This window comes from Actinoplanes sp. L3-i22 (assembly GCF_019704555.1).
Taxonomy (GTDB): Bacteria; Actinomycetota; Actinomycetes; order Mycobacteriales; family Micromonosporaceae; genus Actinoplanes.
Genome location: NZ_AP024745.1, coordinates 11,389,033 through 11,413,837 on the forward strand (window position 1 = coordinate 11,389,033; position 24,805 = coordinate 11,413,837).

24 protein-coding genes are annotated in these 24,805 nt (G+C 70.8%); 7 read left to right on the forward strand and 17 right to left on the reverse strand.

The window, feature by feature from the left end:
• Positions 1-309: 309 nt before the first annotated feature.
• Complete coding sequence (locus L3i22_RS50500) at positions 310-1,326, forward strand: GNAT family N-acetyltransferase (RefSeq protein ID WP_221324492.1); 1,017 nt, start codon at positions 310-312, stop codon at positions 1,324-1,326.
• Positions 1,327-1,642: 316 nt separating this feature from the next.
• On the opposite strand, the gene hemB is transcribed toward L3i22_RS50500, so the two are convergent.
• The 8 genes from hemB to L3i22_RS50540 all read right to left on the reverse strand — a co-directional run bounded on the left by hemB (position 1,643) and on the right by L3i22_RS50540 (position 10,141).
• Positions 1,643-2,632 carry a porphobilinogen synthase gene (gene hemB, locus L3i22_RS50505; RefSeq protein WP_221324493.1) on the reverse strand — a complete coding sequence of 330 codons (990 nt, stop codon included), beginning with the start codon at positions 2,630-2,632 and terminating at the stop codon, positions 1,643-1,645.
• 67 nt (positions 2,633-2,699) lie between these two features.
• A complete protein-coding gene (locus L3i22_RS50510; protein WP_221324494.1) occupies positions 2,700-4,286 on the reverse strand; it encodes a uroporphyrinogen-III synthase in 1,587 nt (528 codons plus the stop codon).
• Complete coding sequence (hemC, locus tag L3i22_RS50515) at positions 4,283-5,239, reverse strand: hydroxymethylbilane synthase (RefSeq protein ID WP_221330556.1); 957 nt, start codon at positions 5,237-5,239, stop codon at positions 4,283-4,285. The genes L3i22_RS50510 and hemC overlap by 4 nt, the downstream gene beginning before the upstream one ends.
• A 5-nt stretch (positions 5,240-5,244) precedes the next feature.
• The gene (locus L3i22_RS50520; RefSeq protein WP_221324495.1) at positions 5,245-6,558 is read right to left on the reverse strand and encodes a glutamyl-tRNA reductase; all 1,314 of its coding nucleotides are present in this window, start codon (positions 6,556-6,558) and stop codon (positions 5,245-5,247) included.
• The gene (locus L3i22_RS50525) at positions 6,555-7,295 is read right to left on the reverse strand and encodes a redox-sensing transcriptional repressor Rex (RefSeq protein ID WP_221324496.1); all 741 of its coding nucleotides are present in this window, start codon (positions 7,293-7,295) and stop codon (positions 6,555-6,557) included. Before L3i22_RS50525 ends, L3i22_RS50520 begins: the two co-directional genes overlap by 4 nt.
• A 232-nt stretch (positions 7,296-7,527) precedes the next feature.
• On the reverse strand, positions 7,528-8,169 hold the full coding sequence (locus L3i22_RS50530; RefSeq protein ID WP_221324497.1) for an HAD family hydrolase: 642 nt from the start codon (positions 8,167-8,169) through the stop codon (positions 7,528-7,530).
• A 9-nt stretch (positions 8,170-8,178) separates the two neighbouring features.
• Positions 8,179-8,427, reverse strand: coding sequence for a glutaredoxin family protein (locus L3i22_RS50535; RefSeq protein WP_221324498.1), 249 nt, complete (start codon positions 8,425-8,427; stop codon positions 8,179-8,181).
• A gap of 73 nt (positions 8,428-8,500) precedes the next feature.
• The gene (locus L3i22_RS50540; RefSeq protein WP_221330557.1) at positions 8,501-10,141 is read right to left on the reverse strand and encodes an AMP-binding protein; all 1,641 of its coding nucleotides are present in this window, start codon (positions 10,139-10,141) and stop codon (positions 8,501-8,503) included.
• A 338-nt stretch (positions 10,142-10,479) separates the two neighbouring features.
• Between L3i22_RS50540 and L3i22_RS50545 the strand changes: the two genes are divergently transcribed.
• Complete coding sequence (locus L3i22_RS50545; RefSeq protein ID WP_370644583.1) at positions 10,480-11,331, forward strand: ECF subfamily RNA polymerase sigma factor, BldN family; 852 nt, start codon at positions 10,480-10,482, stop codon at positions 11,329-11,331.
• A 175-nt stretch (positions 11,332-11,506) separates the two neighbouring features.
• Positions 11,507-12,670: a DUF5667 domain-containing protein gene (locus L3i22_RS50550; RefSeq protein WP_255657740.1), complete on the forward strand. Its 1,164-nt coding sequence runs from the start codon at positions 11,507-11,509 to the stop codon at positions 12,668-12,670.
• A gap of 167 nt (positions 12,671-12,837) precedes the next feature.
• Here the strand turns inward: L3i22_RS50550 and L3i22_RS50555 are convergent, their stop codons facing one another.
• The 5 genes from L3i22_RS50555 to L3i22_RS50575 form a co-directional block, all read right to left on the reverse strand.
• Entirely contained in the window at positions 12,838-13,881 is a 1,044-nt protein-coding gene (locus tag L3i22_RS50555) for a lysophospholipid acyltransferase family protein (protein WP_221324501.1), read from the reverse strand.
• 6 nt (positions 13,882-13,887) lie between these two features.
• A complete protein-coding gene (locus tag L3i22_RS50560) occupies positions 13,888-14,976 on the reverse strand; it encodes an NAD-dependent epimerase/dehydratase family protein (protein WP_221324502.1) in 1,089 nt (362 codons plus the stop codon).
• Positions 14,977-15,073: 97 nt separating this feature from the next.
• Positions 15,074-15,175: a 30S ribosomal protein bS22 gene (locus tag L3i22_RS50565; protein ID WP_007465623.1), complete on the reverse strand. Its 102-nt coding sequence runs from the start codon at positions 15,173-15,175 to the stop codon at positions 15,074-15,076.
• A gap of 166 nt (positions 15,176-15,341) precedes the next feature.
• Entirely contained in the window at positions 15,342-15,554 is a 213-nt protein-coding gene (locus L3i22_RS50570) for a helix-turn-helix domain-containing protein (protein ID WP_014694808.1), read from the reverse strand.
• A 159-nt stretch (positions 15,555-15,713) separates the two neighbouring features.
• Positions 15,714-16,634, reverse strand: a complete 921-nt coding sequence (locus tag L3i22_RS50575) for a proline dehydrogenase family protein (protein ID WP_221324503.1) — start codon at positions 16,632-16,634, stop codon at positions 15,714-15,716.
• Positions 16,635-16,723: 89 nt separating this feature from the next.
• Here L3i22_RS50575 and L3i22_RS50580 point away from each other — a divergent pair, with 89 nt between their 5' ends.
• On the forward strand, positions 16,724-17,287 hold the full coding sequence (locus tag L3i22_RS50580) for a CGNR zinc finger domain-containing protein (protein WP_221324504.1): 564 nt from the start codon (positions 16,724-16,726) through the stop codon (positions 17,285-17,287).
• Between the two features lie 397 nt (positions 17,288-17,684).
• Here L3i22_RS50580 and L3i22_RS50585 read toward each other — a convergent pair whose 3' ends face one another.
• On the reverse strand, positions 17,685-18,491 hold the full coding sequence (locus L3i22_RS50585) for a sugar phosphate isomerase/epimerase (protein ID WP_221324505.1): 807 nt from the start codon (positions 18,489-18,491) through the stop codon (positions 17,685-17,687).
• Between the two features lie 85 nt (positions 18,492-18,576).
• Between L3i22_RS50585 and L3i22_RS50590 the strand changes: the two genes are divergently transcribed.
• Complete coding sequence (locus L3i22_RS50590; RefSeq protein WP_221324506.1) at positions 18,577-19,416, forward strand: hypothetical protein; 840 nt, start codon at positions 18,577-18,579, stop codon at positions 19,414-19,416.
• 6 nt (positions 19,417-19,422) lie between these two features.
• Here the strand turns inward: L3i22_RS50590 and L3i22_RS50595 are convergent, their stop codons facing one another.
• Entirely contained in the window at positions 19,423-20,106 is a 684-nt protein-coding gene (locus L3i22_RS50595) for a response regulator transcription factor (RefSeq protein ID WP_067697652.1), read from the reverse strand.
• Positions 20,107-20,135: 29 nt separating this feature from the next.
• Positions 20,136-21,422, reverse strand: coding sequence for a cell wall metabolism sensor histidine kinase WalK (locus L3i22_RS50600; RefSeq protein WP_221324507.1), 1,287 nt, complete (start codon positions 21,420-21,422; stop codon positions 20,136-20,138).
• A gap of 200 nt (positions 21,423-21,622) precedes the next feature.
• Here L3i22_RS50600 and phoU point away from each other — a divergent pair, with 200 nt between their 5' ends.
• A complete protein-coding gene (phoU, locus tag L3i22_RS50605) occupies positions 21,623-22,276 on the forward strand; it encodes a phosphate signaling complex protein PhoU (protein ID WP_221324508.1) in 654 nt (217 codons plus the stop codon).
• A 98-nt stretch (positions 22,277-22,374) separates the two neighbouring features.
• Here phoU and L3i22_RS50610 read toward each other — a convergent pair whose 3' ends face one another.
• A complete protein-coding gene (locus L3i22_RS50610) occupies positions 22,375-23,121 on the reverse strand; it encodes a phosphoglyceromutase (RefSeq protein ID WP_221324509.1) in 747 nt (248 codons plus the stop codon).
• Positions 23,122-23,234: 113 nt separating this feature from the next.
• On the opposite strand from L3i22_RS50610, the gene L3i22_RS50615 reads away from it, so the two are divergent.
• Positions 23,235-24,692 carry an MFS transporter gene (locus tag L3i22_RS50615; protein WP_255657742.1) on the forward strand — a complete coding sequence of 486 codons (1,458 nt, stop codon included), beginning with the start codon at positions 23,235-23,237 and terminating at the stop codon, positions 24,690-24,692.
• The last annotated feature ends 113 nt before the right edge of the window (positions 24,693-24,805 follow it).

Consider the following 24,805-nt stretch of genomic DNA (forward strand, 5'->3'; position numbering starts at 1 on the left):
CGCGCGGGCGCGGGTGTGACGCGCGGACGCGGCACGTGTGGGTGCGGCAGCGTGGGTGTGGCGCGCGCGAGTGCGGGTCTGGGTGCGGCGCGGGCGCGGCACGTGCGGGGTGCGGCGGCGTGGGCGTCAGGTGGGGTGCGGAGGGGCCGGCGAAGGCTTCGGGTGGTTCGGGCGGGTGTCGGCGACAGGGGCGGAAATGGCTTGCGTAGGGGCGAATCGCATCGCGGTGTGGCGACGCTCGGTGAGTGGATGCGTACTTTTGCGTGGTCAGCACTTCCCTGAAGGTCTGCTAAACGGCACGATGTACGAGTGAGGGTGCGTGAATGGGATCCCCGCTCCGCGTCCGGGGGTGAGATCCACTCGCTGGTGGAGACGGTCAACGCGGTGCTCGCAACTGACCTTCCCGACGATCCACCCTGGCGTGACGTGCAGGTCAGGGACTATCTCGCCGAGACCATGCCGGGCGAGCGCCGGATCTGCTGGGTCGCCGAGGACGACCGTCTGCCGGAGGGTGAGAGCGAGATCTACGCCATGGTCAGCATCCTGCTGCTGGGCGACATCGGCGTGCTCGAGATCCTGGTCAAGCCGCAACTGAGGCGCCGTGGACTCGGGCGGGAGCTGCTCGCGGTCGCGGTCCGACGGGCGTACCTCGAAGGATTTTCCTCGATCGGCGTGGAGGCGATCGGCGGCACCCCGGCGATCGGCTTCTACGAGGCGCTCGGCTTCGAGCGGGAGTATGTGGAGACTCGCAGTGTCCTGAGTCTGGACACCGTCGACTGGGCGGCGCTGGGCGCGATGGCCAGCGGCATCAGCACCGGCTACCGGGTGGAGTATCACCCCGGTGGCCCGCCCGCCGGCCTGCTGGAGCCCTACGCCCGGGCCAAGGCGGAAGCGCAGACGGACGACGACGACCTGGACCTGACACCGCGCTCGTCCGACCCGGAACGGCTGCGGGAGTCGCTGGACACGCTGCACCGGCGGGGTCTGAAGCCGTACATCGTGCTGGCGATCCACGAGTCGACCGGGTCGGTGGCCGGGCTGACCGAGGTGGTCGTCCCGGCGCAGCACCCGGAGCGCGCCGATCAGTACGACACGATCGTCGTCCGCGAACACCGGGGCTACGGCATCGACCGGGCGATCAAGGCCCGGATGCTGTTCGAGCTGCGCGCCGCCGAGACCGGCCTGCGCCAGGTGCAGACCTGGAACGCACAGCACAACGAGTCGATGCTGAAGGTCAACGCCGAACTGGGCTACCAGTCGGATCGGGACTGGTTCGAGTACATCGCGGATGTGGGTCAGTTGGTGCAGAGGTTGGAGCCCAGTTAGAACCGGTTTGGGGGTTTTTGGGAACCGGTTTTGGGGGTTTTGGGAGCAGGTTGACAGGCGCAGACTGAGCTGGCTTGGCTCCGCTTCGCTCCGCGCACAAAGCGCCTGATACCCGATGGGGAGTCAGTTGATTTTCCGACGCCGCAAAACCCGCGGCGTCGGAAAATCAGCTGCCTCCCCATCGGCGGCGCTTCGTGAGAAGCACAACCGGTGGGGTTGGTGAAGATCGGACCAGCGGTGCTTTGTGAGAAGCACGACCGGTGGGGTTGGTGAAGATCGGGCCGGGGGCGCTTTGTGGAAAGCGGAACCGGTGGGGTTAGTAGCGGTTGCGTAGCAGGTGGGCGGCTTCTAGGGCCCAGTAGGTGAGGGTGATTTGGGCGCCGGCTCGCTTGATTGAGGTTAGGGACTCGAGGATTACTCGTTCTCGGTCGATCCAGCCGTTGGCGGCGGCGGCCTCGACCATGGCGTACTCGCCGGAGACCTGGTAGGCGGCGACCGGGATGGTTACGCGGTCGCGGACGGCGGCGATCACGTCGAGGTAGGGCAACGCGGGCTTGACCATGACGATGTCCGCGCCCTCGGCCACGTCCAGGTCGACCTCGCGGAGCGCCTCCCGCAGGTTCGGCGGGTCCTGCTGGTACTGCCGCCGGTCGCCCTGCAGCGTCGACTCGACCGCCTCACGGAACGGGCCGTAGAACGCGCCCGCGTACTTGGCGGCGTACGCCAGCACCGAGACGTCCTGGTAACCGGCCCGGTCGAGGGCCTTGCGGACCACGCCGATCTGGCCGTCCATCATCCCGGACGGGCCGACCACGTGCGCGCCGGCGGCCGCCTGGGCGACCGCCATCTCGGCGTAGACGTCCAGGGTCGCGTCGTTGTCCACGGAGCCGTCCGGGGCGAGCACCCCGCAGTGCCCGTGCGAGGTGAACTCGTCCAGGCAGAGGTCGCTCATGATCACGGTGGCGTCGCCGACCTCGGCGATCAGGTCGCGGATGCCGAGGTTGAGGATGCCGTCCGGGTCGAGGCCGGCCGAGCCGGTCTCGTCCTTGCTGGTGTTCTCCGGCACACCGAACAGCATCAGCCCGCCGATCCCGGCGCTGACCGCCTCGTGGGCGACCTTCCGGAGCGATTCGCGGGAGTGCTGGACGACCCCGGGCAGGGAGCTGATCGGGCGCGGCTCGGTCAGCCCCTCCTTGAGGAAGAGCGGCAGGACCAGCTCGGCCGGGGCGAGGCGGGTCTCCTCGACCAGTCGGCGGATCGCGGGTGTGCGCCGGAGGCGGCGCGGGCGGATGTCAGGAAAGGACACCTGTGGCCTCCAAAAGGAAGAACGCGCCGGGGACGTCCCCGGCGCGTTCACAGCGTTCAAAGCGACGTCAGCGGAAGCGGAGCGCCGTCGGCCCCTGCACCTTGGAGCCGCGACGCTGCTTGGCGGGCATCGCCGCCAGCTTCTCGCGCAGTTCCAGGGCGTACTCGGCGAGGGCCTCGACCAGGTCCGGCACCGAGGCGTTCTGCGGCTGGCTGTCCACCCGCAGGCCGAACTCGATCGCGGTCTCCGCGGTCTTCGGGCCGATCACCGCGACGACCGTACGGGCGTGCGGCTTGCCGGCGATGCCGACCAGGTTGCGAACGGTCGAGGACGAGGTGAAGAGCACCGCGTCGAAGCCACCCGACTTGATCGCGTCGCGGATCTCGGCCGGCGGCGGCGCGGCCCGCACCGTCCGGTACGCGGTCACGTCGTCCACCTCCCAGCCCCGCTCGATCAGGCCGGCCGCGAGGGTCTCGGTGGCGATGTCGGCGCGCGGCAGCAGCACCCGGCCGACCGGGTCGAGGATCTCGTCGTGCGGCGAGAACTCGGCCAGCAGGCCCTCGCTGGACTGCTCGCCGGCCGGGATCATCTCGGGCTGGATGCCGAACGCGCGGACCGCCTCGGCGGTGGCCTCACCGATGCAGGCGATCTTCACGCCGCCGAAGTGGCGGGCGTCCAGGCCGTGCTCGGCGAACTTCTCCCAGACCGCGCGGACCGCGTTCACCGAGGTGAAGACGACCCAGGCGTACCGGCCGTCGACCAGGCCCTTGACCGCGCGCTCCATCTGCGCCGGGGTGCGCGGCGGCTCGACCGCGATGGTCGGCACCTCGCACGGGATGGCGCCGTACGCCCGCAGGCGCGCGCTCATCGCCCCGGCCTGCTCCTTGGTCCGCGGGACCAGGACCTTCCAGCCGTACAGCGGGCGGTTCTCCCACCAGCTGAGCGCGTCCCGCTCGCCGACCTCGGCGCCGACGGTCAGCACGACCCGGCCGGTGAAGCCGAGCGCGGCGGCGACGAAGCTGTCCACCGTCGAGGTGGTGGTGTACTGCGTCTCGCCGGTGCCGTCGCCGGTCACGCCGACCGGGACACCCGGCTCGACGCCGGCGGCGAGCAGCCCGTCGCGGACCGCGGCCAGGTCACCGGCGTCCACCGCGACGGCGAACGAGCCCTTCTGGGCCGCGCCGGCCAGCGCGTCGAAGTCGAGCGTGGTGACGTCGTCGACGTCGGCGGCGATCCGGACGCCGGGCAGCGGCACCCCGGCGTAGGCGGCGACGCCCTCGGCCTGGCCGATGCCCGGGATCACCTCGAAGTGCACGGCGGTACGCGCGACCGCCTGCACCTCCTTGACCACGGACTCGTGGCCGAACGGGTCGCCGGCCACCAGGTGCACGGCGGACAGGCCGGACTTGGCCGCGGAGAGCAGCACCTTGGCCACGTCACCGGGGGCGCCTTCGGCCGGGCTGAACTGGGCGTCCGCCTTGGCGTCGGCGCGGACCGCGGACAGCAGCGAGTCGGGCACGCCCCGGTCGTAGACCACCTGGTCGGCCTCGGTCAGCGCGGCATACGCGCGGCGGGTCAGCAGCTCCGGGTCGCCGGGTCCGGCGCCGATGAACGCGATGCGTCCGGCTGGCTTACGGGCGGTGCGGGTGGTCATTCTGTGCTCCCCATCAGGGTATCGGCGCCGGCGTCGAGGAGTTCGGCGGCGAGTGCCTTGCCGATCTCCGCCGCGCTGGCGGGCGTTCCGGTGCGCGACAGCCGGATGGCTCGAACCCCATCCGGGCTGAACACCGCACCGCGCAGGTGAATCATCTCCTCGCCGTGCCCGTCCCCGGGGACAGAGCTGGGGTTGCCACCCCGGACGAGTCGGGCATAAGCGGCGACCGGGGCGGCACACCCGGCCTCCAGCGTGGCCAGCAACGACCGTTCCGCCATGACGGCGGCCCGGGTCGGTGCGTGGTCGAGCGCGGCCAGCAGCTCGACCAGATCGCCGTCGGCGGACCGGCACTCGACCGCCAGCGCCCCCTGTGCGGGGGCGGGCAGCATGAGCATCGGGTCCAGCGTCTCGGTGATCTCCGCGGTGCGGCCGATACGGGCCACCCCGGCGTGCGCGAGAACGACCGCGTCGAGGTCGGCCTCCGGGCCGAGAACTCGCGCGATACGCGTATCGATGTTGCCTCGAATCGGCGTGACCTGCAACTCCAGCCCGAGGGCGCGCAGCTGCGCGATCCGCCGGACCGCGCCGGTGCCGATCACCGAACCGGGCGCCAGGTCGGCGAGAGTCCGCCCGTCCCGGGCCACCAGAGCGTCCCGCGGGTCCTCCCGGCGCGGGACGGCGGCGATGTCCAGACGCGGGTGCTCGGCGGTGGGCAGGTCCTTGTACGAGTGCACGGCGAAGTCGATCTCGTCGGCCAGCAGCGCGTCCCGCAGCGCGGAGACGAACACGCCGACACCGAGCTGGGCGACCGGCGCGGACGACGTGTCGCCGCGGGTGACGATCCGGACCAGCTCGACCGGACGGCCGGTGGCCGCGGTCAGCTGGTCGGCGACCAGCTGCGACTGGGTGAGCGCCAGCGTGCTCCCCCGGGTCCCGAGGCGCAGCGCCTTGATACTGGTCACGCTTTACCTCCGATCTCGGGTACCGCGTCGGCGTGAATGGCTGAGGGGACGTCCAGGTCGAACAGCTCGCGGAGCAGCGCGGCGTACTGATCGCCACCCGGCTCGGCGGCCAGCTGCCGCACCCGCACGGTCGGCGAGTGCAGGATCTGCTGGACGACCCGGTGCAGGGTACGGGAAACGTCGGCCCGTTGCTCCTCGGTGAATTCCGGCCGCCGGCTCAGGAGCTTGCGCATCTCGGCCGAGACGACGTCCTCGGCGCGGGTCCGCAGGGCGGCCACGGTCGGCGCGATCTCGGCCCCGCGCATCCAGCCGAGGAAGTTCTCCACCTCGCCGGCGACGATCTGCTCGACCGCGGCGGTCTCCGCGACGGCCGGCGCGGACCGGCGACCGGCGGCCAGCCCGTCGATGTCGACCACGATCAGGCCGGGCAGGCCGGCCGCGTCCGGGGCGACGTCGCGCGGCACCGCGAGGTCGAGCACGACCAGCGGGTTCGGCGAGGTACGCGCCGCCAGCGCGGTGCGCAGCCGGTCCCGGGTCAGCACCGGCTGGGTGGACGCGGTCGCGCTGACCACGATGTCCACCTCGCTGAGCGCACGTTCCAGGTCCTGGATCGGGACCGCGGTCGCGCCGTACGCCTCGGCCAGCCGCTCCGCGCGGTCGGCGCTGCGGTTGGTGATCCGCAGCGGGCCGACGCCGGTCCGGGTGAGCGTGGCGATGGACAGCGCGCCCATCGCTCCGGCCCCGATGACCAGCGCGGATCGCCCGGTCAGGTCGCCACCGAGGTGCTCGGCGGCGACGTCGAGGGCGGCGGTGACGACGCTCTGACCGGCCTTGTCGATGCCGGTCTCGGCGTGCGCGCGCTTGCCGACCCGCAGCGCCTGCTGCATCAGCTCGTGCAGCAGCCGGCCGAGGGTGTCGGACTCGGTGGCCGAGTGGTACGCGTTCCGGAGCTGCCCCAGGATCTGCGCCTCACCGATGACCATCGAGTCGAGGCCGGACGAGACCTGGAACGAGTGCCGGACCGCGGCCTCGCCGTAGTGCACGTAGAGGTGGCCGGCCAGCTCGTTGGCCGGGATCCCGGAGTGCTGGGCGAACACGTTGCAGATGTCACCGAGGCCGCCGTGGAAGCCGCTGACCGCGGCGTACACCTCGACCCGGTTGCACGTGGAGACGACCACGGCCTCGCTCACGTACGGCTGAGCGACGAGTTTCTGCAGGATCGCCGGGACCTCGGTCTCCGGGATGGTGAGCCGTTCCAGGACGGCGACGTCGGCGGTGCGGTAGGACGCACCGATGCTGAGGAGATTCACGACCCGACTGCCTCCTGGTCACCCGCGGTGTCGCTGACTCCGCCGGGAAGGGCGGTCAGGGACGCCTTGCGGTGTTCATGGAAAGAGAGGATCTGCAACTCGATGGCGAGATCCACCTTGCGCACATCGACGTTCGGCGGAACCGACAGCACGCATGGCGCGAAGTTCAGGATGCTTGTCACACCGGAGGCGACCAGCAGGTCGGCCACGGCCTGGGCCGCGGTGGGTGGGGTCGCGATGACGCCGATCGCGATCGACTCCTCGGCGGCCACCCGTTCCAGGTCGCCGATATGACGTACGGCCATGCCGTTTATCACTTCGCCGACCTTCTTGCGGTCGGCGTCGAAGAGCGCGACGACCCGGAAGCCGCGACTGGCGAACCCGGCGTAACCGGCCAGCGCGTGCCCGAGGTTGCCGACGCCGACCAGGCAGACCGCCCGGTTCGTGTTCAGGCCCAGGATGTACTCGACCTGGTCGACCAGCAGGGTGACGTCGTAGCCGACGCCGCGGGTGCCGTACGACCCCAGGTGCGAGAGATCCTTGCGAAGTTTCGCGGAGTTGACCCCGGCTGCGGCGGCCAGACCCTCGCTGGATACCGTTTCCGCACCGGCCTCGGCCAGATGATGCAGAGCCCGAAGGTATTCGGGCAGCCGCGCGATAGTCGCCTCCGGGAGGTCCGGGAAGGCCGGGACGCCACCGGCCTCGCCGGGCGTGCTTCCGTGACGCTGCTGACTCATCTGACTCCGTGCCGACGAGGCGAAACTGCGGTGAGCCCGATCTGTGCGATACCGGTGAAACCCTCGTGGGGTGACTGTGGTAGCGGGGGCCGTCGGAGTCACACAGTAGGCGCTTGTGAAGGCGTGCACAAATCGCGATCTTGCCGGGACAATTGGACAGGAACGACTCGGCTGTGTTAGCCGAGCCGACCCGTCGAGTATTACCGTTCCGACCCCACCAGGGCCAACTGACTCAGAGTGACATGGCCATCTTCACCGCGTCGACGAGTGAGTCGGCCACCGGACGGCCCGATTCCCGCAATCGCACCGGGTCGGTGAAGCCGCCGGTATAGAGCACCGAGCCGGCGCCGACCGAGTCGGCCGCGGCGGCGTCGTCCAGCGAGTCGCCGATCAGCACCACGTCGGTGCCGGCCACGCCGAGGCCGGCCAGGTGCCGCGCGAGGTGGCCGGCCTTCAGGTCGCCGCCCACCTCGGTGCGCAGGCCGTCGATCCGGGCGAAGACCCCGGCCAGGCCGTACGTGTCGACGGCCGGCACCAGCTCGCTGTGGAACCACATGGAGAGCAGCGACTGCGTGCCCGGCCACGTCTTGAGCGCGGTCATCGCGTCGGCCGCGAGGGCGATGTCGGTCAGGCCGAGCCGGTACGCGTCGTGGAAGATCCGGTCCAGCCGGCCGAACTCCTCCTCGTCCACCGCCCGGCCCAGCATCTCGGCGTAGAACTCGGCGACCGGCCGCCGGAAGGCCCGCCGGTGCTCGTCCGCCTCGACCACGCGCCCGCCGACCGTGGCGAAGGCCTCGTTGGTCGACGACACGACCAGGTGAAGATCGTCGAGAAGGGTTCCGTTCCAGTCCCAGACCAGGTGCTTAGCTGTCACTCGGGCAATTTACAGGTGCGGCTCGCCCGGCTGTCGAGCCAAATCCCGGATCAGCCGAGCCTCTTCGACCCGCCAGTACCCGTGCTCCTTGCCGTCCAGCAGGATCACCGGCACCCGATCGTCGTAGTCGCGCTGCAACTCGACCGAGGAGTCCACGTCCACCCGGGTCCAGTCGCCGGGCGCGATCCGCTCCAGCGCCTGCTCGGCCACCTCGCACAGATGGCAGCCATCCCGGCTGATCAAGGTAACGCGACTCATGCCGCCACCTCCGCTGCGCTCCGGCGTCGGCATGAGTTGACGACTGAGCCCGATGATTCGCTCGCAAGCTCGCTCATGACAGCTCCCTCTTCCGCACTTTGCCGCTGGGCGATCGGGGCAACGAGGCGACCAGCTCGATGCTCGGCAGCTTGAACCGGGCCAGCCGCGCGGCGCAGTGCACCTGCAGCTCGGTCACCGACGGCGCCGGGTCGCCCTCGACCACGACGTACGCGTGCGGCCGCTGCCCGGCCTGCCGGTCCGGCCGCGCCACCACCGCGGACTCGACCACCCGCGGATGCGCGTCGAGCACCCGTTCGATCTCCGCAGGATAGACGTTGAAGCCGTTGACCAGGATCAGCTCGCCGATCCGGTCGACCAGGATGAGGTCGCCGTCGGCGTCCGCGTAGGCGATGTCCCCGGTCGGCCACCAGCCGTCCGGGTCCGGCCCGCCGGCGGCGTCCGGCCAGTACCCGGCGAACAGGTTGGGGCCGCGGACGACGATCTCCCCCGGGTCGGTTCCGGCCGACACGGCCGGCGCGAGGTCGAGCTCGGCGAGATCTTCCTCCGGCGACACCGTGCCGTCCCGCCACAATTCAAGACCATTGCGCGTACGCAGGGACAGCTCCACCCCGGGCAGCGGCCGCCCGATCGAGCCGGTCTTGCCCCGGTCGCTGACCGCCGTGGTGGTGAGCACCGGGGAGCACTCGGTCAACCCGTACCCGATCAGGATGCTCTTGCCGGCCGCGGCCCGGAAGCGCGCCGCGGTCGCCGGGTCCAGCGGCGCCGCGCCGCACACCGCGGTCCGCAGGCCGGCCAGCGCCTCGGCCCCGCCCGGCACCTGGGCCCAGGCCTGATACATCCCCGGAACGCCGACCACGACGGACACTCCACGGTCCGCGATCAACCGCAGCGTGGCCGCCGGCTCGAACCGCTCGACCAGCACCCCGGTCGCCGCGTGGTGCGCGACGCTGCCCAGCCCGGTGTTCAGCCCGTAGGCGTGGAAGAACGGCACGGCGAGCAGCACCACGTCGTCCGGACCGATCACCGGCGGCTCGATCCGGTCCAGTTGCTCGTGGTTCGCCGCGAGGGCGCCGTGGGTGAGCATCGCGGCCTTCGGCCGGCCGCTGGTGCCGGAGGTGTAGAGCAGCACGGCGAGATCGTCCGCGGCGACCGCCGGGAGTTCAACCGGTGCGGCGCTGTCGAACTCCGGACGGACGCACAAATCGCCGAGCCCGAGGCGTAACTCGTCGGTCTGTCCGATGACGATCAGCGCACAGCCGGCATCGGTGAGCGCGTGCGTCACCTCGTCGGCGGTGTAGCCCGGATTGAGCGGAACCGCGACCCGGCCCGCCCGCAGGATGCCGAACCAGGTGACCGCGAAGTCCACGGTATTGCCGAGCACGGATGCGACGCGGTCGCCCGGCGCCGTCCGGCCGGCCACGAAATGAGCCGCCGCGGTGACCCTGGCGTCCAGATCCGCCCAGGTCACGACGATGTCATCGGCGATCAGGGCGGCTGCGTCCGGGCGGCGGGCAGCGGCCTCGGCGACCGGGTCACGGGCGGGTTCCTCCACGACGCCCGAGTCTGGCACAAACGTCACCCGACCGGGATAGCGGACAGCCCGTCCGTTGCTCCGGGCTCCGGATCGGAGAGGGTGACCTTGATACCGGATGCCGACTAAGGACTGATTCGCGGCTTTTCGCGCAGCGCACATGGTGTGCGACTCACCGTGTCCGAACTCGGCGATACTTCCGGTCTGCGTAACAGACTCCACACGAACGGGTGAGGTCACCGGCGATTTCCGCGGGTTGCCCCACCCCTTTTGTATGCGAGTGACCACCCTCATTCCGAGGAGGCCGCTGTGCCACACAAAGGACGGAAACGTCGTGAATCCCTGTCTGGCGGGACGGATTCACGGTCGCCGCAGGCCCGCCGGGTTGAGGAGGCGCAGTGACTCATGTGTACGCCGGGGACCCGTACCACCGCGACGTCCTTGCCGGGAGGCATGCAATCAGTGACGGGTTGAACGCCATCCGTGAATCGGTCGACGGCATGATCACCAACGCGATCCGCGGCGACGGCCCGCGACGCACCGGTAATCGACGCCCGATCAACAACTCGCCGTCCGTACCGGCGCCGAACACCAGCGGCAAGTTCGGTGGGAACCGGCTCGGCTCGCCGCGGCCGCCGTCCCAGCCGACGGCCGGGCAGCGCTCGAACCTGCCGGAGAGCGAGGCGCCGGGCACCGACCACACGGTCGTACTGCCCGCGCAGAGCAAGACCGGTCCGCCGACCGAGACCGAGCCGCCCAAGCACCCCGCGCGGCCGGACCGGGGCGACCCGGCCGCCGCGGTGTGGGCGCTGGTCGAGCGGGCCCAGGCCGGCGAGACCGAGGCGTTCGGCCTGATCTACGACCGGTACGTGGACACCGTGTTCCGGTTCGTCTACTTCCGGGTCGGCAACCGGCAGCTCGCCGAGGACCTCACCTCGGACACCTTCCTGCGCGCCCTCAAGCGAATCGGCAGCTTCACCTGGCAGGGCCGTGACCTGGGCGCCTGGCTCGTCACCATCGCCCGGAACCTGGTCGCCGACCACTTCAAGTCGGGCCGGTACCGCCTCGAGGTGACCACCGGCGACGTGCTCGACGCCGACCGTGAGGACCGGGGTCCGGAGGGTAGCCCGGAGTCCGCGGTGGTCGACCACATCACCAACGTCGCCCTGCTCACCGCGGTCAAGCAGCTCAACCCGGAGCAGCAGGAGTGCATCGTGCTGCGCTTCCTGCAGGGCTTCTCGGTGGCCGAGACCGCGCAGACGATGGGCAAGAACGAGGGCGCCATCAAGGCACTGCAGTACCGCGCGGTGCGAGCGCTCAACCGACTGCTGCCGGAAGGGTTCCAGTCTTGATCGGCCGCTCTCGGATGTCGATCTCCGATACCCGATGGTCCCCCTCCGCACCCGTAACCGGACCCGCGTGTCGCGCGTTTGTCCGGATGCGACCCGTGGCCACCGCTTGGAGCCAGGTCGCCGACGCCGGCACACGGGCCGGCGGGACACTCACGAGCGAGGGGAGGTGCCCACGGTGAAGTTCCCTTTTCCGAGCTCCCGGAGCGCCGAGCGCTTCGCGGAGCAGATCGACGACGATCCCAGTGGGGCCGGACGGCGCCACATCCGTGGCCACGCCGATGACGAGCTGACCGAACTGGTGGCGCTCAGCCACCGCCTGTCCGCCACCCGGCCGGCCGGGCAGGTCGATCCCGAATTCCGCGTCGGCCTGCGGGCCATGCTGGTCGCCACCGCCGAACGGGACGGCATCGGCCGGACCGCCGTCGAGGCCGAGCCCGAGCCGCCGGCCACGCTGCCGGAACGCCGGGCCGTCTTCGCCCGCCGGTTCCGCACCCGGGGCGCGATCGTGCTCGGCGTCGCCGCCGGTGCGATGGCCGTCTCCGGGATCTCCGCGGCGAGCGAGAGCGCGACGCCGGGCTCCGCACTGTACGGCGTGAAGCGCTCCACCGAGCGCGCCCAGCTGGCCATCGCCGGCTCGGACGCCAGCCGCGGGCAGCTGTCCCTGGACTTCGCCCGCAACCGGCTGCAGGAGGCGACCGCGATGGGCGGGAACGCCGACGGCTTCCGCGCGGTGCTGGAGGACATGGACGCGGACACCCGCAAGGGCGTCAAGCTGATCACCACCGCGGCGGTGTCCCGGAAGGACGCCACCCAGCTGAACGCCCTGGACACGTTCGTCACCGAGCAGCGCGCGACGTTCGCGCCGGCGCTGCCGAACCTCTCCACGGTCAACCGGGAACGGGCGCTGACCTCGCTCGGCCTGCTGGAGGACGTGACGCACCGGACCGAGACGCTGCGCACCGGACTGGACTGCGAGAAGCTCGTCCCGGCCGGCACCGACCAGCTCGGCCCGAAGCTGCGCGGCTGCGGCGACGAGCCGACCGACAAGACCCCGCCGACCGGTACGCACGGCAGCGGCAACGACAAGTCGACGACCAAGCCGAACAACACCGGCACCACGCCGACCAAGCCGGCCCAGACCGACCCTTCGGCCGCCCCGGGAACCACCTCCGGCGTCAACGGCCAGCGAACCAAGTCGGCCCAGGTCACCACCGCCCCGGCCGGCACCCTCACCACCAGCCCGACCCCGGCGGCAACCCTGCCCGGCGACGGCGTCGAGTCCGACGACGACGGCGTCCTCGGCGGCCTCTTGGGCAACCTGTTCATCCTCCGGTTCTGACCCGGTTTTGATCAGGCTCTGACCTGGCCCTGATCCGACTCAATTCCCCGGGCGTTGACCTCACGTCAGCCCGTGCATTGCGCCCCATCAAACATGGCGAGGGGCGGTGCCGGATTACTCCGGGGCCGCCCCTCAATCGTCACTATAGGACGATTGAGGGGCACCCGTCACCGGGCGAACGGGTCCGGGCGTTTCTGCAGCAACTCGTGCAGGGTCGCCTGGATGGTCTCCCGTACCTGGTCGGCGAGGTTGTAGACGACCAGTGGATCATCGGCGTACTCGGTGAGATGTGCGGTCGGGATCGGCGGGCAGAACTCGATCAGCCACTTGCTCGGCAGCGGGATCAAACCCAGCGGCCCGAGCAGTGGGAACGTCGGCGTGACCGGGAAGTACGGCACGCCGAGCAGCCGGGCCAGCGGCTTCAGGTCGGCGAGGATCGGGTAGATCTCCTCGGCGCCGACGATCGCGACCGGGACGATCGGGGTACCGGTGCGCAGGGCCGCCGAGACGAAGCCGCCGCGACCGAAGCGCTGCAGTTTGTACCGCTCGGAGAACCGCTTGCCGATGCCCTTGAAGCCTTCCGGGAACACCCCGACCAGCTGATCGTTGGTCATCAGGCGCTCGGCGTCCGGGTTGCAGGCGACCGTGGCGCCGGCCGCGCGGGCCAGCTCGCTCATCCCCGGCATCCGGAAGACCAGGTCGGCGCCGAGCAGCCGGAGGTGCCGGCGGCGCGGGTGACTCTCCCGCAGCGCGACGGTCAGCATCAGCGCGTCCAGCGCGAGCGTGCCGGAGTGGTTGCCGACCACCAGGCCCGGGCCCTCGGCCGGCACGTTCTCGATGCCGAACACCTCGGTGCGGAACCAGTCGCGGTAGAGCACCCGCAGCATCGGGTGGAACACCGCTTCGGTCAGCTCCGGGTCGAAACCGAACTCGTCGACCTCGTACGCCCCGGCCAGCCGGCGGCGCAGGAAGGCCAGGCCGTTGGCGACCCGGCGGTCCCACACGTCCAGGGCGGCGGCCGGTTCCGGCTCGACGGCCGGTTCGATCGCCGGCTCGGCGGTCGGTTCGGCGGTCGATTCCAGCTTGGCCACCTGCTCGTCCGGCTTCTCCGGGATCGGGCGCCGGCCGTTCATCTTCTTCGGCGGGGCCGCCTCGGGCAGCCGGAACTCGGCCGTACCGGGCAGCATGTCGCGGAATTCATCCTGACTCACAAGCAGTCACGCCTTTGGATGAGCGGAGTCGGCCCGGGCCGCGTCAGCAGCCGCCGCCCGCATCCGCCGGACGCCGTCCAGGATCGCCCGCTCGGCGGCGGCGAGGCGGTCGGCGGTGAGCGAGGAGCCGGCCAGGTGCGCCTGGATGAACTCCTCGAACGCGGTGGCGGTGCTGCGCGGGGTGAAGCCGAACTCACGGATCAGCCGGGAGGTGTCGACCACCCGGCCGTGCACGAAGAGGTCGATCTGGTCCAGGCCGATCTGCTCGACGCCCAGACGGCGGACGAGCGCGGCGGCGGTGGACAGCCCGGTCTCGGGCAGCGGCACGGCGACCCGGCCGGCCCGGCGGACCGCCTGGGACAGCATCAGCACGCCGGAGCCGGCGACGTTGAACGTGCCGGGATGATCCTCGATGACCGAGCGGTGCAGCACTTCGAGCGCGTCGTCCACGTGCACGAACTGCAGGCGGGCGTCGCGGCCGAGCACGGTGGGCACCAGCGGCTGGGCGAAGTAGCGGGTCAGCGACGTCTCGGCGGACGAGCTGATCATCGGGGCGAAGCGCAGCACGGTGGCCGCGACCTCGGGCCGGCGCCGGCGGAAGCCGCGGACGTACCCCTCGATGTCGAGGATGTCCCGGGCGAACGGGCCACGCGGCACCGCACGCGGCTCGGTGTCCTCGGTGAAGACCGCGGGGTCGCGGAACGACGCCCCGTACGCGGCCGTGGAGGAACGCACCACCAGCTTGCGCAGTCGCGGCGCGCCCTGTGCGGCGGCCAGCACCTGCATGGTGCCGATGACGTTGTGTTCCTTCATCCCCGCCCGGCCGCCGTGCGCCGGGTCGGGAACGCTGGTCACCGCGAGATGGACGACGGCTTCGGCGCCGAGTTCCGCGATGGCCTCGGTGGCCGCGCGCGCGTCGGCCCGGATCCGCTCCACACCGTCCAGCAGGCCGAGAAGGCGTGCCGGGGGGTCATGCGGGTCCAGACCGACGACACGGTCGATCCGGGGATCTGCGGCGAGGCGGGCGGCCACGGATGCGCCGAGAAATCGGCTGACTCCGGTGACCACGACAACGCTGGGCGGTGAGGTCACCACGAGCGCACCTTTCGATGCTGAGCCTCGGAACTAGGCCCCCGAGAGGGCCCGGGTCGGCAAGCGACGACGAAGGCCGGGACAAGCACCCGGCCGGCCGTCACTTGCCCAAACGGCGACGCTGGACGCGGGTCTTGCGCAGCAGCTTGCGGTGCTTCTTCTTCGCCATACGCTTGCGGCGCTTCTTGACCACGGAGCCCATACGACAGCCTCTCGAACCATGTTTGAGTGGAACCGGCGCGGCCGGTACCGATCTGGACGGCGCCCGGAACGGCGCCGCTGCTGGGCGGCACGCGTCAACCCGGGAGCCAACCGGTCCAGCGTACCGGCCCGCTCCGCAGGGGCCAACACGACCCCGGTTCCCGCACTCAGGCGGTCTGGGAGAAAGCACCGCGCAGATACTCATGTACCGCGTGCTCGGGCACCCGGAACGAACGGCCGACCCGGACAGCGGTGAGGTCGCCACCGTGCACGAGCCGATAGACCGTCATCTTGGAGACGCGCATCAACGTGGCCACCTCGGCCACGGTCAGGAACCGTACCTCCGAGAGGCGTTCCTCGGTCTGGGCTGGACCCGTCATCTCGTCGCACCGATCCTTTCGCAGGCACGCTTTGGTCGCGAACGTGCGTGTCATCAGAACCGTATCGATGCGGCTGTGACCAGGGCGTCGCGTTCCGTAATTTGCCCACAAAAAGTCAAGTGCGACACGCCGGATCCGTGTCTGTTTCGCCCGAAAGAATCACTTCCGGGAAGAAACCGCCTTCGCGGCGAACGCGACCGCGGCCGGGCTCTCGGCGAGCCGGCGCATCAGGTAGCCGTACCACTGCGTCCCGTACGGCAGGTACACCCGCACCGTGTGGCCACCGGCGGCCAGCCGGGCCTGCTCCTCCGGCCGCACGCCGTGCAGCATCTGGAACTCGTACTCCCCGGTCGAGCGGTCGAACCAGCGGGCCCGGTCCTCGGCGATCGCGATCAGCCGCGGGTCGTGCGTGGCCACCATCGGATAGCCCGCGCCGGACATCAGGACATTCAGGCATCGGACGTACGACTTGTCGACGTCCAGCGGCGACGGGAACGCCACCGACTCGGGCTCCGCGTACGCCCCCTTGCAGAGCCGCACCCGCGACCCCGCCGTCGACAGCTCCCGGCAGTCCCCCTCGGTGCGCCGCAGCTGGGCCTGCAGCACCGCCCCGGTCGACGGGAAGTCCCGCCGCAGGTCGAGCACGGTCTCCAGGACCGCGTCGGTGGTGGTGTGCTCCTCGGCGTCGAAGGTCACCGTGGTGCCGGCCTCCGCCGCGGCCGCGCAGATCGCCCGGGCGTGCTCGAACGCCACCTTCTCGTCGAGCCGCTGCCCGAGCGCGGACAGCTTCACGCTGACCTCGGCGGCCGGGGTCAGACCGGTGGCCCGCAACCGGGCCAGCAGCGCGACGTACTCGTCACGGACGGCCTGGGCCCGCTCGAGCGACCCGGTGACCACACCGAGGTGATCGAGGCTGACCGCGAGCCCGTCGTCGGCCAGCTCCCGGGCCGTGACCAGCGCTTCCTCGGCGCCACCACCGGCGACGAAGCGTCTGACCACCCCCCGGCTGACGGGCGCGGACTCGACCAGCCGCTCCAGCCGGGCGGAGCCGGCCGCGGCGAGAAACAGGGAACGGAGCATGGGCCTACGTTAACCGCCGGGCCCGGAAGCGGCGCGGCAGTGGCGTCGAGGAATCGCACCTCGTGGCCGGTTGCGGCTACCGTGGTCGGGTGAACTTCGATGCGTACGCGCGGACGGCGGTCGACCTCGTCAACGCCGGCCTGGACGATCTCGCCGGGCTGCGGGCTCTGTTCGCCGGCGATCTGGAGTACATGCGCGACCAGGTCGTCGAGAAGGACCTGGCCGTGTTCCGCCGCGCCCAGCGCCGGCTGCGGGAAGTCTTCGAGTACGGGACGTCCGGCCGGGACGGGCAGGCGGTCACCGAGCTGAACGGGCTGCTCGAGGCGTTCCCGGTGCAGCCCCGCATCTCCGGCCACGACGCCAGCGACTGGCACATGCACGTCGCCAGCCGCGGGTCCTCGGTCAGCGCGGAATACCTGGCCGGCGCCGTGTGGGGGCTGTCGGTCTGGCTCTGCGAGTACGGGAGCGCCCGGTTCGGCATCTGCGCCGACGAGCGCTGCGGCAACGTCTACCTGGACACCTCGTCCAACAACTGCCGCCGGTTCTGCTCGGAGCGCTGCGCGACCCGCTCCCACGTCGCGGCCCATCGTGCCCGCAAGCGTGCCGCGCAGGCTCCCGAGGTCCCGGCCTCGGAAACCCTCACCCCCGCTTAAAACCCTTCTTCGGTACGTCGTCAGCCCCGCGCCCGCGCCGGCCGGTCGTGCGGGCTGTTCCGCCGTGCCCGAACGGCCCTGAGCGCTGCCGGGTCCGCGAGCCGCGCCGCGACTTCACGCCCAGCCGCGCCTCGCGCCGCCGGCTGGCGCTCACGGCTCTTCCCAGGCCCGGAAACAGCCCTCACCGCCAGCCGGAACCGCGAGGCGCGGCTGGGCCCGGACCCGGCAACCGCCTCGCGTGGGACCTTTGAAACCGCAACCACCCACGGACATCGCCCTGGAGGGCCTCGCGTTCTTGGGCGCCCCGCGCCCTGCGAGGCCCGGAAGGGTCCCCGCGGGAGCGACGATCAGTTATTGGCCGCAGCCGAGGCAATAAAGAATTTGATCTTGATTGGCGCTACGCCTTGGAGACGGCGGACTCGGCCAGGTGGCGGCGGGCGAACTCGAGGGACTCGCGCAGGTCGGCCTCGCGGACCGCGCGGCTGGCGGCCTTGCGGGTGTTGATCTCGCAAGCGACCGAGCCGGTGAAGCCGTCGGCGACCAGGGACCGCAGCAGCTCGGCGCAGGGCTGGGTGCCGCGGCCCGGGACCAGGTGCTCGTCGCGGGCTTCGCCGGTGCCGTCGCCGAGGTGGACGTGGCGCAGGGCGGCGCCCATCTTCGCGGCCATCTCCATCGAGTCGATCCGGGCGGCGGCGCAGTGCGAGAGGTCCAGCGTGTACGCGTCGAAGCCGGTCTCGGTGGGATCCCAGCCCGGGGTGTACGGCACGAACCAGCGGCCGGCCATCTTGACCGGGAACATGTTCTCGATCGCGAACGTCAGGTCGGGGTGCCGGGCCTGGACCTTGGCGAGCCCGGCGGCGAAATTCTTCGCGTAGTCACGCTGCCAGGTGAACGGCGGATGCACCACGACCGTCGGCGCGCCCAGGGACTCGGCGAGCTGGGCGGCGCGGTTGAGCCGCTCCCACGGGTCGGGGCTCCACACCCGCTGGGTGACCAGCAGGCAAGGCGCGTGCACCGAGAGAACGGGCACGTCGTAGTGCTCGGCCAGGCCTTTCAGGGCGCCGGCGTCCTGACTGACGGCGTCGGTCCAGACCATCACTTCGAGTCCGTCGTAGCCCACCGTGGCCGCCATCTCGAACGCGGCCGCCGTCGGCTCGGGGAAGACCGAGGAGCTGGAGAGTAGAACGGGAACTCGGGAACTCACGCCCTCCAGCGTAGCCACGTCCGGCGCGCCCGGATATATCCGTGCCAAACGGTCATGATCCATGCAGGCGCGTAGGCTGAGTGGGATGAGCCGCGCCCGACGCCCCGTGGAAGTACCGCTCGACTTCCCTCGGGAATGGATCGAGTTCCTCGACCCCGCCGACGAACAGCACCTGGTCCGAGCCGACCTGACCTGGTTGCTCTCCCGCTGGACCTGTGTGTTCGGCTCGTCCTGCCACGGCATTCTGCCCGGACGTGCCGAGGACGGCTGCTGCTCGCACGGCGCGTTCTTCACCGACGCCGACGACGAGAACCGGGTCAAGGCCGCAGTCCTCAAGCTCACCCCGGAGACCTGGCAACGGCACCGGCGCGGGTTCAAGAACTGGACCGAGATGGACACCGTGGACGGCACGAAGCCGGCCCGGCGGACCGCCACCCGATCGGAGGACGGGCCGTGCGTGTTCCTCAACGACGCCGACTTCCCCGGTGGGGGCGGGTGCGCGCTGCACGGGCAGGCGCTGCGGGACGGGGTGCATCCGCTCAAGTACAAGCCGGACGTGTGCTGGCAGCTGCCGATCCGCCGCGAGCAGGACTGGATCGACCGGGCCGACGGCACGAAGCTGCTGCAGTCCACGCTGACCGAGTTCGATCGCCGTGGCTGGGGGCCGGGCGGGCACGATCTGGCCTGGTGGTGCACGTCGTCGCCGGAGGCGCACGTCGGGACCGAGGCGATGTACCTGTCGTACGCGCCGGAGCTGACCGAGCTGATCGGGGAGCCGGCCTACCAGAAGCTCGCCGAGCTCTGCGACGCCCGCCTGAAGGCCGGCCTGGTCGCCGTCCACCCGGCAACGGTGGTGGCCCTGGCCCCACCCACCATGCCGAAACGGCGAGGCGGGCGTGAGCCGGCCTCGCCGCCTTCCACATAGGCCCTATCAGGGCTCGAATTTATAGCCGAGCCCCCGGACCGTGACGATGTAGCGGGGGGCGCTGGGCTCCGGCTCGACCTTCGACCGCAGGCGCTTGACGTGCACGTCCAGGGTCTTCGTGTCACCGACGTAGTCGGCGCCCCAGACGCGGTCGATCAGCTGACCGCGGGTCAGCACCCGGCCGGCGTTGCGCAGCAGCAGTTCGAGCAGCTCGAACTCCTTCAGCGGCAACTGCACGCCGGCGCCGTCGACGGTCACCACGTGCCGCTCGACGTCCATCCGGACCGGACCGGCGGCGAGCGTCGGGGTGCTCACCTCGGCGGCCTCGCCACCCTGGCGGCGCAGCACGGCGCGGATCCGGGCGACGAGTTCGCGCGGCGAGTACGGCTTGGTGACGTAGTCGTCGGCGCCGATCTCCAGACCGACCACCTTGTCGATCTCACTGTCCCGGGCGGTGACCATGATGATCGGGACGGCTGACCGCTGCCGGAGCTGACGGCACACCTCGGTGCCGGACATCTCGGGCAACATCAGGTCGAGCAGCACGATGTCGGCACCGGTCCGGTCGAACTGCGTCAGGGCAGAGGTTCCGGTCGCGGCGACCGACACCTCGAAGCCCTCCTTGCGCAGCATGTACGACAGGGCGTCGGAGAACGACTCCTCATCCTCGACCACGAGCACGCGGGCCAATGAAGTTCCTTCCGTCGTCGGTGACCAGGTCATTGCCCGGTCACACCGGACTCGATTTCAATTGCCGTCGGTGACGGCGAGGGGGATTCGGAGGGGCGCGCCGGTAGGCGCAGGGTGAACGTCGAGCCGGCGCCGAGTGCGCTGGTCACGTCCACTCGACCACCGTGATTGGTGGCGATGTGCTTGACGATGGCGAGGCCGAGGCCGGTCCCGCCGGTCGCCCGGGAACGGGCTTGATCGGCTCGATAGAACCGTTCGAAGATCCGATCCACGTCCTGAGGAGAGATGCCGATGCCCTGGTCCGCGACATCGATCTCGATCCAGTCGTCTTCCTGCCGCATGGTCAGTTCGACTTTGGTGTCCGGCCCGGAGTACGCGATCGCGTTCTCGACCAGGTTCGCCACGGCGGTGGCGAACTGGCTGTCGCTACCGTACGCCATCAGGCCCTTAGGTCCGGAATAAGTAATCTCGATGCTCTTCGCGGAAGATGTCGTTCTGGTCCGGTCGAGCACCTCGGCGATCACCCAGTCCAGCGCGACCGGCTCGGGGCTGGGCAGCGGCTCGGCGCCCTGCAGCCGGCTGAGCTCGAGCAGCTCGCTCACCAGCCGGCCCATCCGGGCCGACTCGTGGTGGATCCGCTCGGCGAACCGGCGGGCCGCCATCAGGTCCTCGGACTGCGCCTCGGGCACCGACTCGGGCAGCTGGGTGGCGTCCAGCAGGGCCTCGGCCAGCAGTTGCAGCGCGCCGATCGGGGTCTTCAGCTCGTGGCTGACGTTCGCCACGAAGTCCCGCCGGACCCGGGCCAGCCGGTGCGACTCGGTCACGTCGGCCGCCTCGACGGCGACGTGCGTCGAGTTCAGCGCGACGGCCCGCAGGTGCAGCCCGAGCGGGGCCTGCGCCCCACCGGCCCGGCCCCGCGGAAGATCAAGTTCAACTTCCCGGCGTACGCCGGTGCGCCGCACCTGGCCGGCCAGCGTGCGCAGGATGGGGTGCGCGGCGATGGTGCCCGGCGCACCACCGGAACGCAGCAGGCCCATCGCCCGGGCGGCCGGGTTGACCAGGACCGGGTAGTCGTCCGCGTCGAGCACGACGACGCCGACCCGCAGCGAGTCGAGGCTCTTGCGGCCGAGCCCCTTGAGTCCGTTCTTGCCTGCCGGGCGATCGTCGTCCGGTTCGATGGCGGCTCTCCCCTCCGGTGAGCCGACCCGGACCGCATCCGCCGCCGGCGGGCGGCGGAAACGGGCGAGAGTCAGCCCAGCACCGACACCGACGGCCAGCGCGGCTGAGACCAAGCCGACGGCGTATCCCCATTCCACGCTGCGATCGTAGGGTCATTGTTTACCTGGATCGCAACGCCAAAGGGACGAACCGGGCGCGCGTCGAATAATGTTCACCGCCGGGCCTGGCGTCGTTCACCGGCGTTCATGTCCGGGAAGCCCTACCGACCTACCGTGAGCTGCACACATCGGCCGTATCCCAGGCAGCGGGGCGGCCCCGACAAATGGGACTTTAAAACATGCGCGAGGAGTTCCAAGCCGAACTCACCGAAGTGACTCGGCTGCTGGTGACCATGGCGGAGTCGGTGCGTGCCGCGCTCCGCAAGGCGACGTCCGCACTGCTGACCGCCGACCTGGAGGCGGCCCAGTCCGTCATTCAGCGCGACGCGGACGTGGACGCGATCTTCAGTCAGGTCGAGGCGAAGGTGGCCGACATCATCGTCCGGCAGGCGCCGGTCGCGGTCGACCTGCGCCGGGCGATCACCGCCCTGCACATCTCCGCCGACCTGGAGCGGATGGGCGACCTGGCCGAGCACGTGGCCAAGACCGCCGCGCGCCGGCACCCGTCCCCGGCCGTGCCGGCCGAGCTGCGCCCGGTCTTCAAGGGCATGGCCGACATCGCCGACCAGATGGCCGAGAAGATCACGACGGTGCTGACCCACAGCGACGCAGGTCTCGCCGCCGAGCTGGAGAAGGACGACGACGCGATCGACGATCTGGAGCGTCAGCTCTTCAAGATCATGCTGGCCGACGACTGGCCGTACGGAGCGGAGACCGCGATCGACGGGGCGCTGCTCGGCCGGTTCTACGAGCGGTACGCGGACCACGCCGTGAACATCAGCGAGCACACGATCTACCTGGTCACTGGAGAGCCGGTCGCGGGTCAGGACTGACCGCCCGGTTCACGCGGGGGCCGGGACACCACGGGGGTGTCCCGGCCCTCGCCCTTTACTCAGCTCTACTCAGCTTTGTTCAGCTTGCTCAGCTTTGCTCAGCGGCCCTGGTTGGCGACCGCGGCCGCGGCCTCCTTGGCCGCCTGCGGGTCCAGGTACGTGCCGCCCACCGTGATCGGACGCAGGTTCTCGTCCAGGTCGTAGCGCAGCGGGATGCCGGTCGGGATGTTCAGCTTCGCGATCGCCTCGTCGGAGATGTCGTCGAGGTGCTTCACGATCGCGCGCAGCGAGTTGCCGTGCGCGGCGACAAGCACGGTCTTGCCGGCCCGCAGGTCCGGGACGATCGCGTCGTACCAGTACGGCAGGGCGCGCTCCAGCACGTCCTTCAGGCACTCCGCCTTCGGCTTGATCTCCGGCGGGAGCGCCGCGTAACGCGCGTCACTCGCCTGGGAGAACTCCGAGTCGTCCTCGATCGGGGGCGGCGGGACGTCGTACGAACGACGCCAGAGCATGAACTGCTCCTCGCCGTACGTCTCCAGGGTCTGCTTCTTGTCCTTGCCCTGCAGCGCGCCGTAGTGGCGCTCGTTGAGGCGCCACGAGCGCTTCACCGGGATCCAGTGGCGGTCGGTGATGTGCAGCGCGATCTCGCTGGTCCGGATCGCGCGTCGCAGCAGGCTGGTGTGCACGACATCGGGCAACACGTTCTGTTCCTTGAGCAGCTCCCCGCCGCGCCGGGCCTCGTCCTCACCCTTGGCGTCCAGGTCCACGTCGACCCAGCCGGTGAAGAGGTTCTTGGCGTTCCACTCGCTGTTGCCGTGCCGCAACAGCACCAGGGTTCCAGTCATGACCACATCTTCCCCGCAGGATCCGGCGACAGTCCGGGCGGGTGGAAAATCGGTTGCGAGATCACCTAGGTTGTAAGGGAGCAAATGCTGTTCCAGTGCTTACGGGGGATCTTGTGCGAGGGTGGCTGCAGCAGGCTGCGGGTGGGCTGCCCCGGCAGTTCTGGTTCCTCTGGACCGGCACGCTGATCAACCGGCTCGGGTCGTTCGTGGTGCTGTTCCTGAGCATCTACCTGACCGGGGAACGGCACTTCACGCAGAGCCAGGCCGGGTTCGTGATCGGCCTCTACGGCGTCGGCGGCGCGATCGGCACGATGACCGGCGGCGTCCTCGCCGACCGGTGGGGCCGCCGGCCGACCATGCTCGTCGCCCAGTTCGGCGCGTCGGCGCTGATGCTGACCCTCGGGTTCGCCCACACGTACCCGCAGATCCTGATCGTGACCGGCTTCCTCGGGCTGTTCGCCGAAGGCGTGCGGCCGGCGTTCTCCGCGATGATGGTCGACCTGGTGCCGGAACATGACCGGGTGCGGGCGTTCTCGCTCAACTACTGGGCGATCAACCTCGGGTTCGCGCTCGCCGCGATCGCCGCCGGGTTCGCCGCGCAGTTCGACTACCTGCTGCTGTTCGTCGTGGACGCGGCCACCACACTGGTCACCGCGACGATCACGCTGGCCTTCCTGTCCGAGACCCACCCGTCCGCCCGCCGCGCCACCGCCTCCGGGTCCGGGTCCCGCCGCACCGCCCGCCGCACCGGCGCCGGTTCCGGCGCCGCCGCCTCCGGGTCCAGGGCCCGCCCGGCCGCCCGCCGCGCCGCCGCCGGCTCCGGGGGCGCCGCCTCCGTGCCCGGGGCCCGCCCGGCCGCCCACCGCGCCGCCGCCGGTTCCGGGGGCGCGTCGGGTGGGGGGATGCGGGCCGCCCTGAACGATCGGGTCTTCCTGGTCTTTCTGGTGATCAACCTGCTGTCCGTGATGGTCATCCTGCAGCACGCGTCGACGCTCCCGATCGCGATGCTGGCCGACGGGTTCTCGGCCGCGACCTACGGGTGGGTGATCGCGGTCAACGGGATCCTGATCGTGTCCGGGCAGCTCTTCGTGCCCCGGCTGATCGAGGGTCACCGGCCGTACCGCGTCCTGGCCGTCGCCTCGGTGATCGTCGGAGTCGGGTTCGGGCTGGTCGCGTTCGCCCACGCCGCCTGGGTCTACGCGCTGACGGTGGTGATCTGGACGCTCGGCGAGATGCTGCAGTCACCCAGCAACGCGGCGACGCTCGCGGCACTGTCCCCGCCGGCGTTGCGCGGCCGGTACCAGGGCCTCAACTCGCTGTCCTGGTCGGTCGGGACGGCGCTGGCGCCGGTACTCGGTGGGCTGACGCTTCAGGGGTGGGGGTCGATGGCGTTGTGGTTGGGGTGCTTCGGCCTTTGCACCCTGGCGGGCGCCGGCCACTTGCTGACCGGCCCGGCTCGCGAGCGGAGAGCCCTTTTGCGCCGTACGGAGGAAGCCCCGCCCCGTCCCGCCCCGTCGTCCCCGTCCGCAGCACCTGCTGACGATCTCGCGCCGACCGCACCCGCCGGCTGACCGCCGCTTGCCCGGGACCACGCAGCACCCAGCAATCACCCCCCGCCCGGGCAAGCCACCACCTGACAGCCACCCGTCGACACACGCTCCCACCAAGCGCTGCACGTCAGGCC

Excerpts from the sequence above, each read along its gene's own strand:
- L3i22_RS50510 (WP_221324494.1), bottom strand. The coding sequence starts at position 4,286 with ATGACCACCCGCACCGCCCGTAAGCCAGCCGGACGCATCGCGTTCATC.
- L3i22_RS50525 (WP_221324496.1), bottom strand. The coding sequence starts at position 7,295 with ATGAGTCAGCAGCGTCACGGAAGCACGCCCGGCGAGGCCGGTGGCGTC.
- L3i22_RS50535 (WP_221324498.1), bottom strand. The coding sequence starts at position 8,427 with ATGAGTCGCGTTACCTTGATCAGCCGGGATGGCTGCCATCTGTGCGAG.
- L3i22_RS50540 (WP_221330557.1), bottom strand. The coding sequence starts at position 10,141 with ATGTGCGCTGCGCGAAAAGCCGCGAATCAGTCCTTAGTCGGCATCCGG.
- L3i22_RS50545 (WP_370644583.1), top strand. The coding sequence starts at position 10,480 with ATGATCACCAACGCGATCCGCGGCGACGGCCCGCGACGCACCGGTAAT.
- L3i22_RS50565 (WP_007465623.1), bottom strand. The coding sequence starts at position 15,175 with ATGGGCTCCGTGGTCAAGAAGCGCCGCAAGCGTATGGCGAAGAAGAAG.
- L3i22_RS50570 (WP_014694808.1), bottom strand. The coding sequence starts at position 15,554 with ATGACGGGTCCAGCCCAGACCGAGGAACGCCTCTCGGAGGTACGGTTC.
- L3i22_RS50575 (WP_221324503.1), bottom strand. The coding sequence starts at position 16,634 with ATGCTCCGTTCCCTGTTTCTCGCCGCGGCCGGCTCCGCCCGGCTGGAG.
- L3i22_RS50590 (WP_221324506.1), top strand. The coding sequence starts at position 18,577 with ATGAGCCGCGCCCGACGCCCCGTGGAAGTACCGCTCGACTTCCCTCGG.
- phoU (WP_221324508.1), top strand. The coding sequence starts at position 21,623 with ATGCGCGAGGAGTTCCAAGCCGAACTCACCGAAGTGACTCGGCTGCTG.
- L3i22_RS50610 (WP_221324509.1), bottom strand. The coding sequence starts at position 23,121 with ATGACTGGAACCCTGGTGCTGTTGCGGCACGGCAACAGCGAGTGGAAC.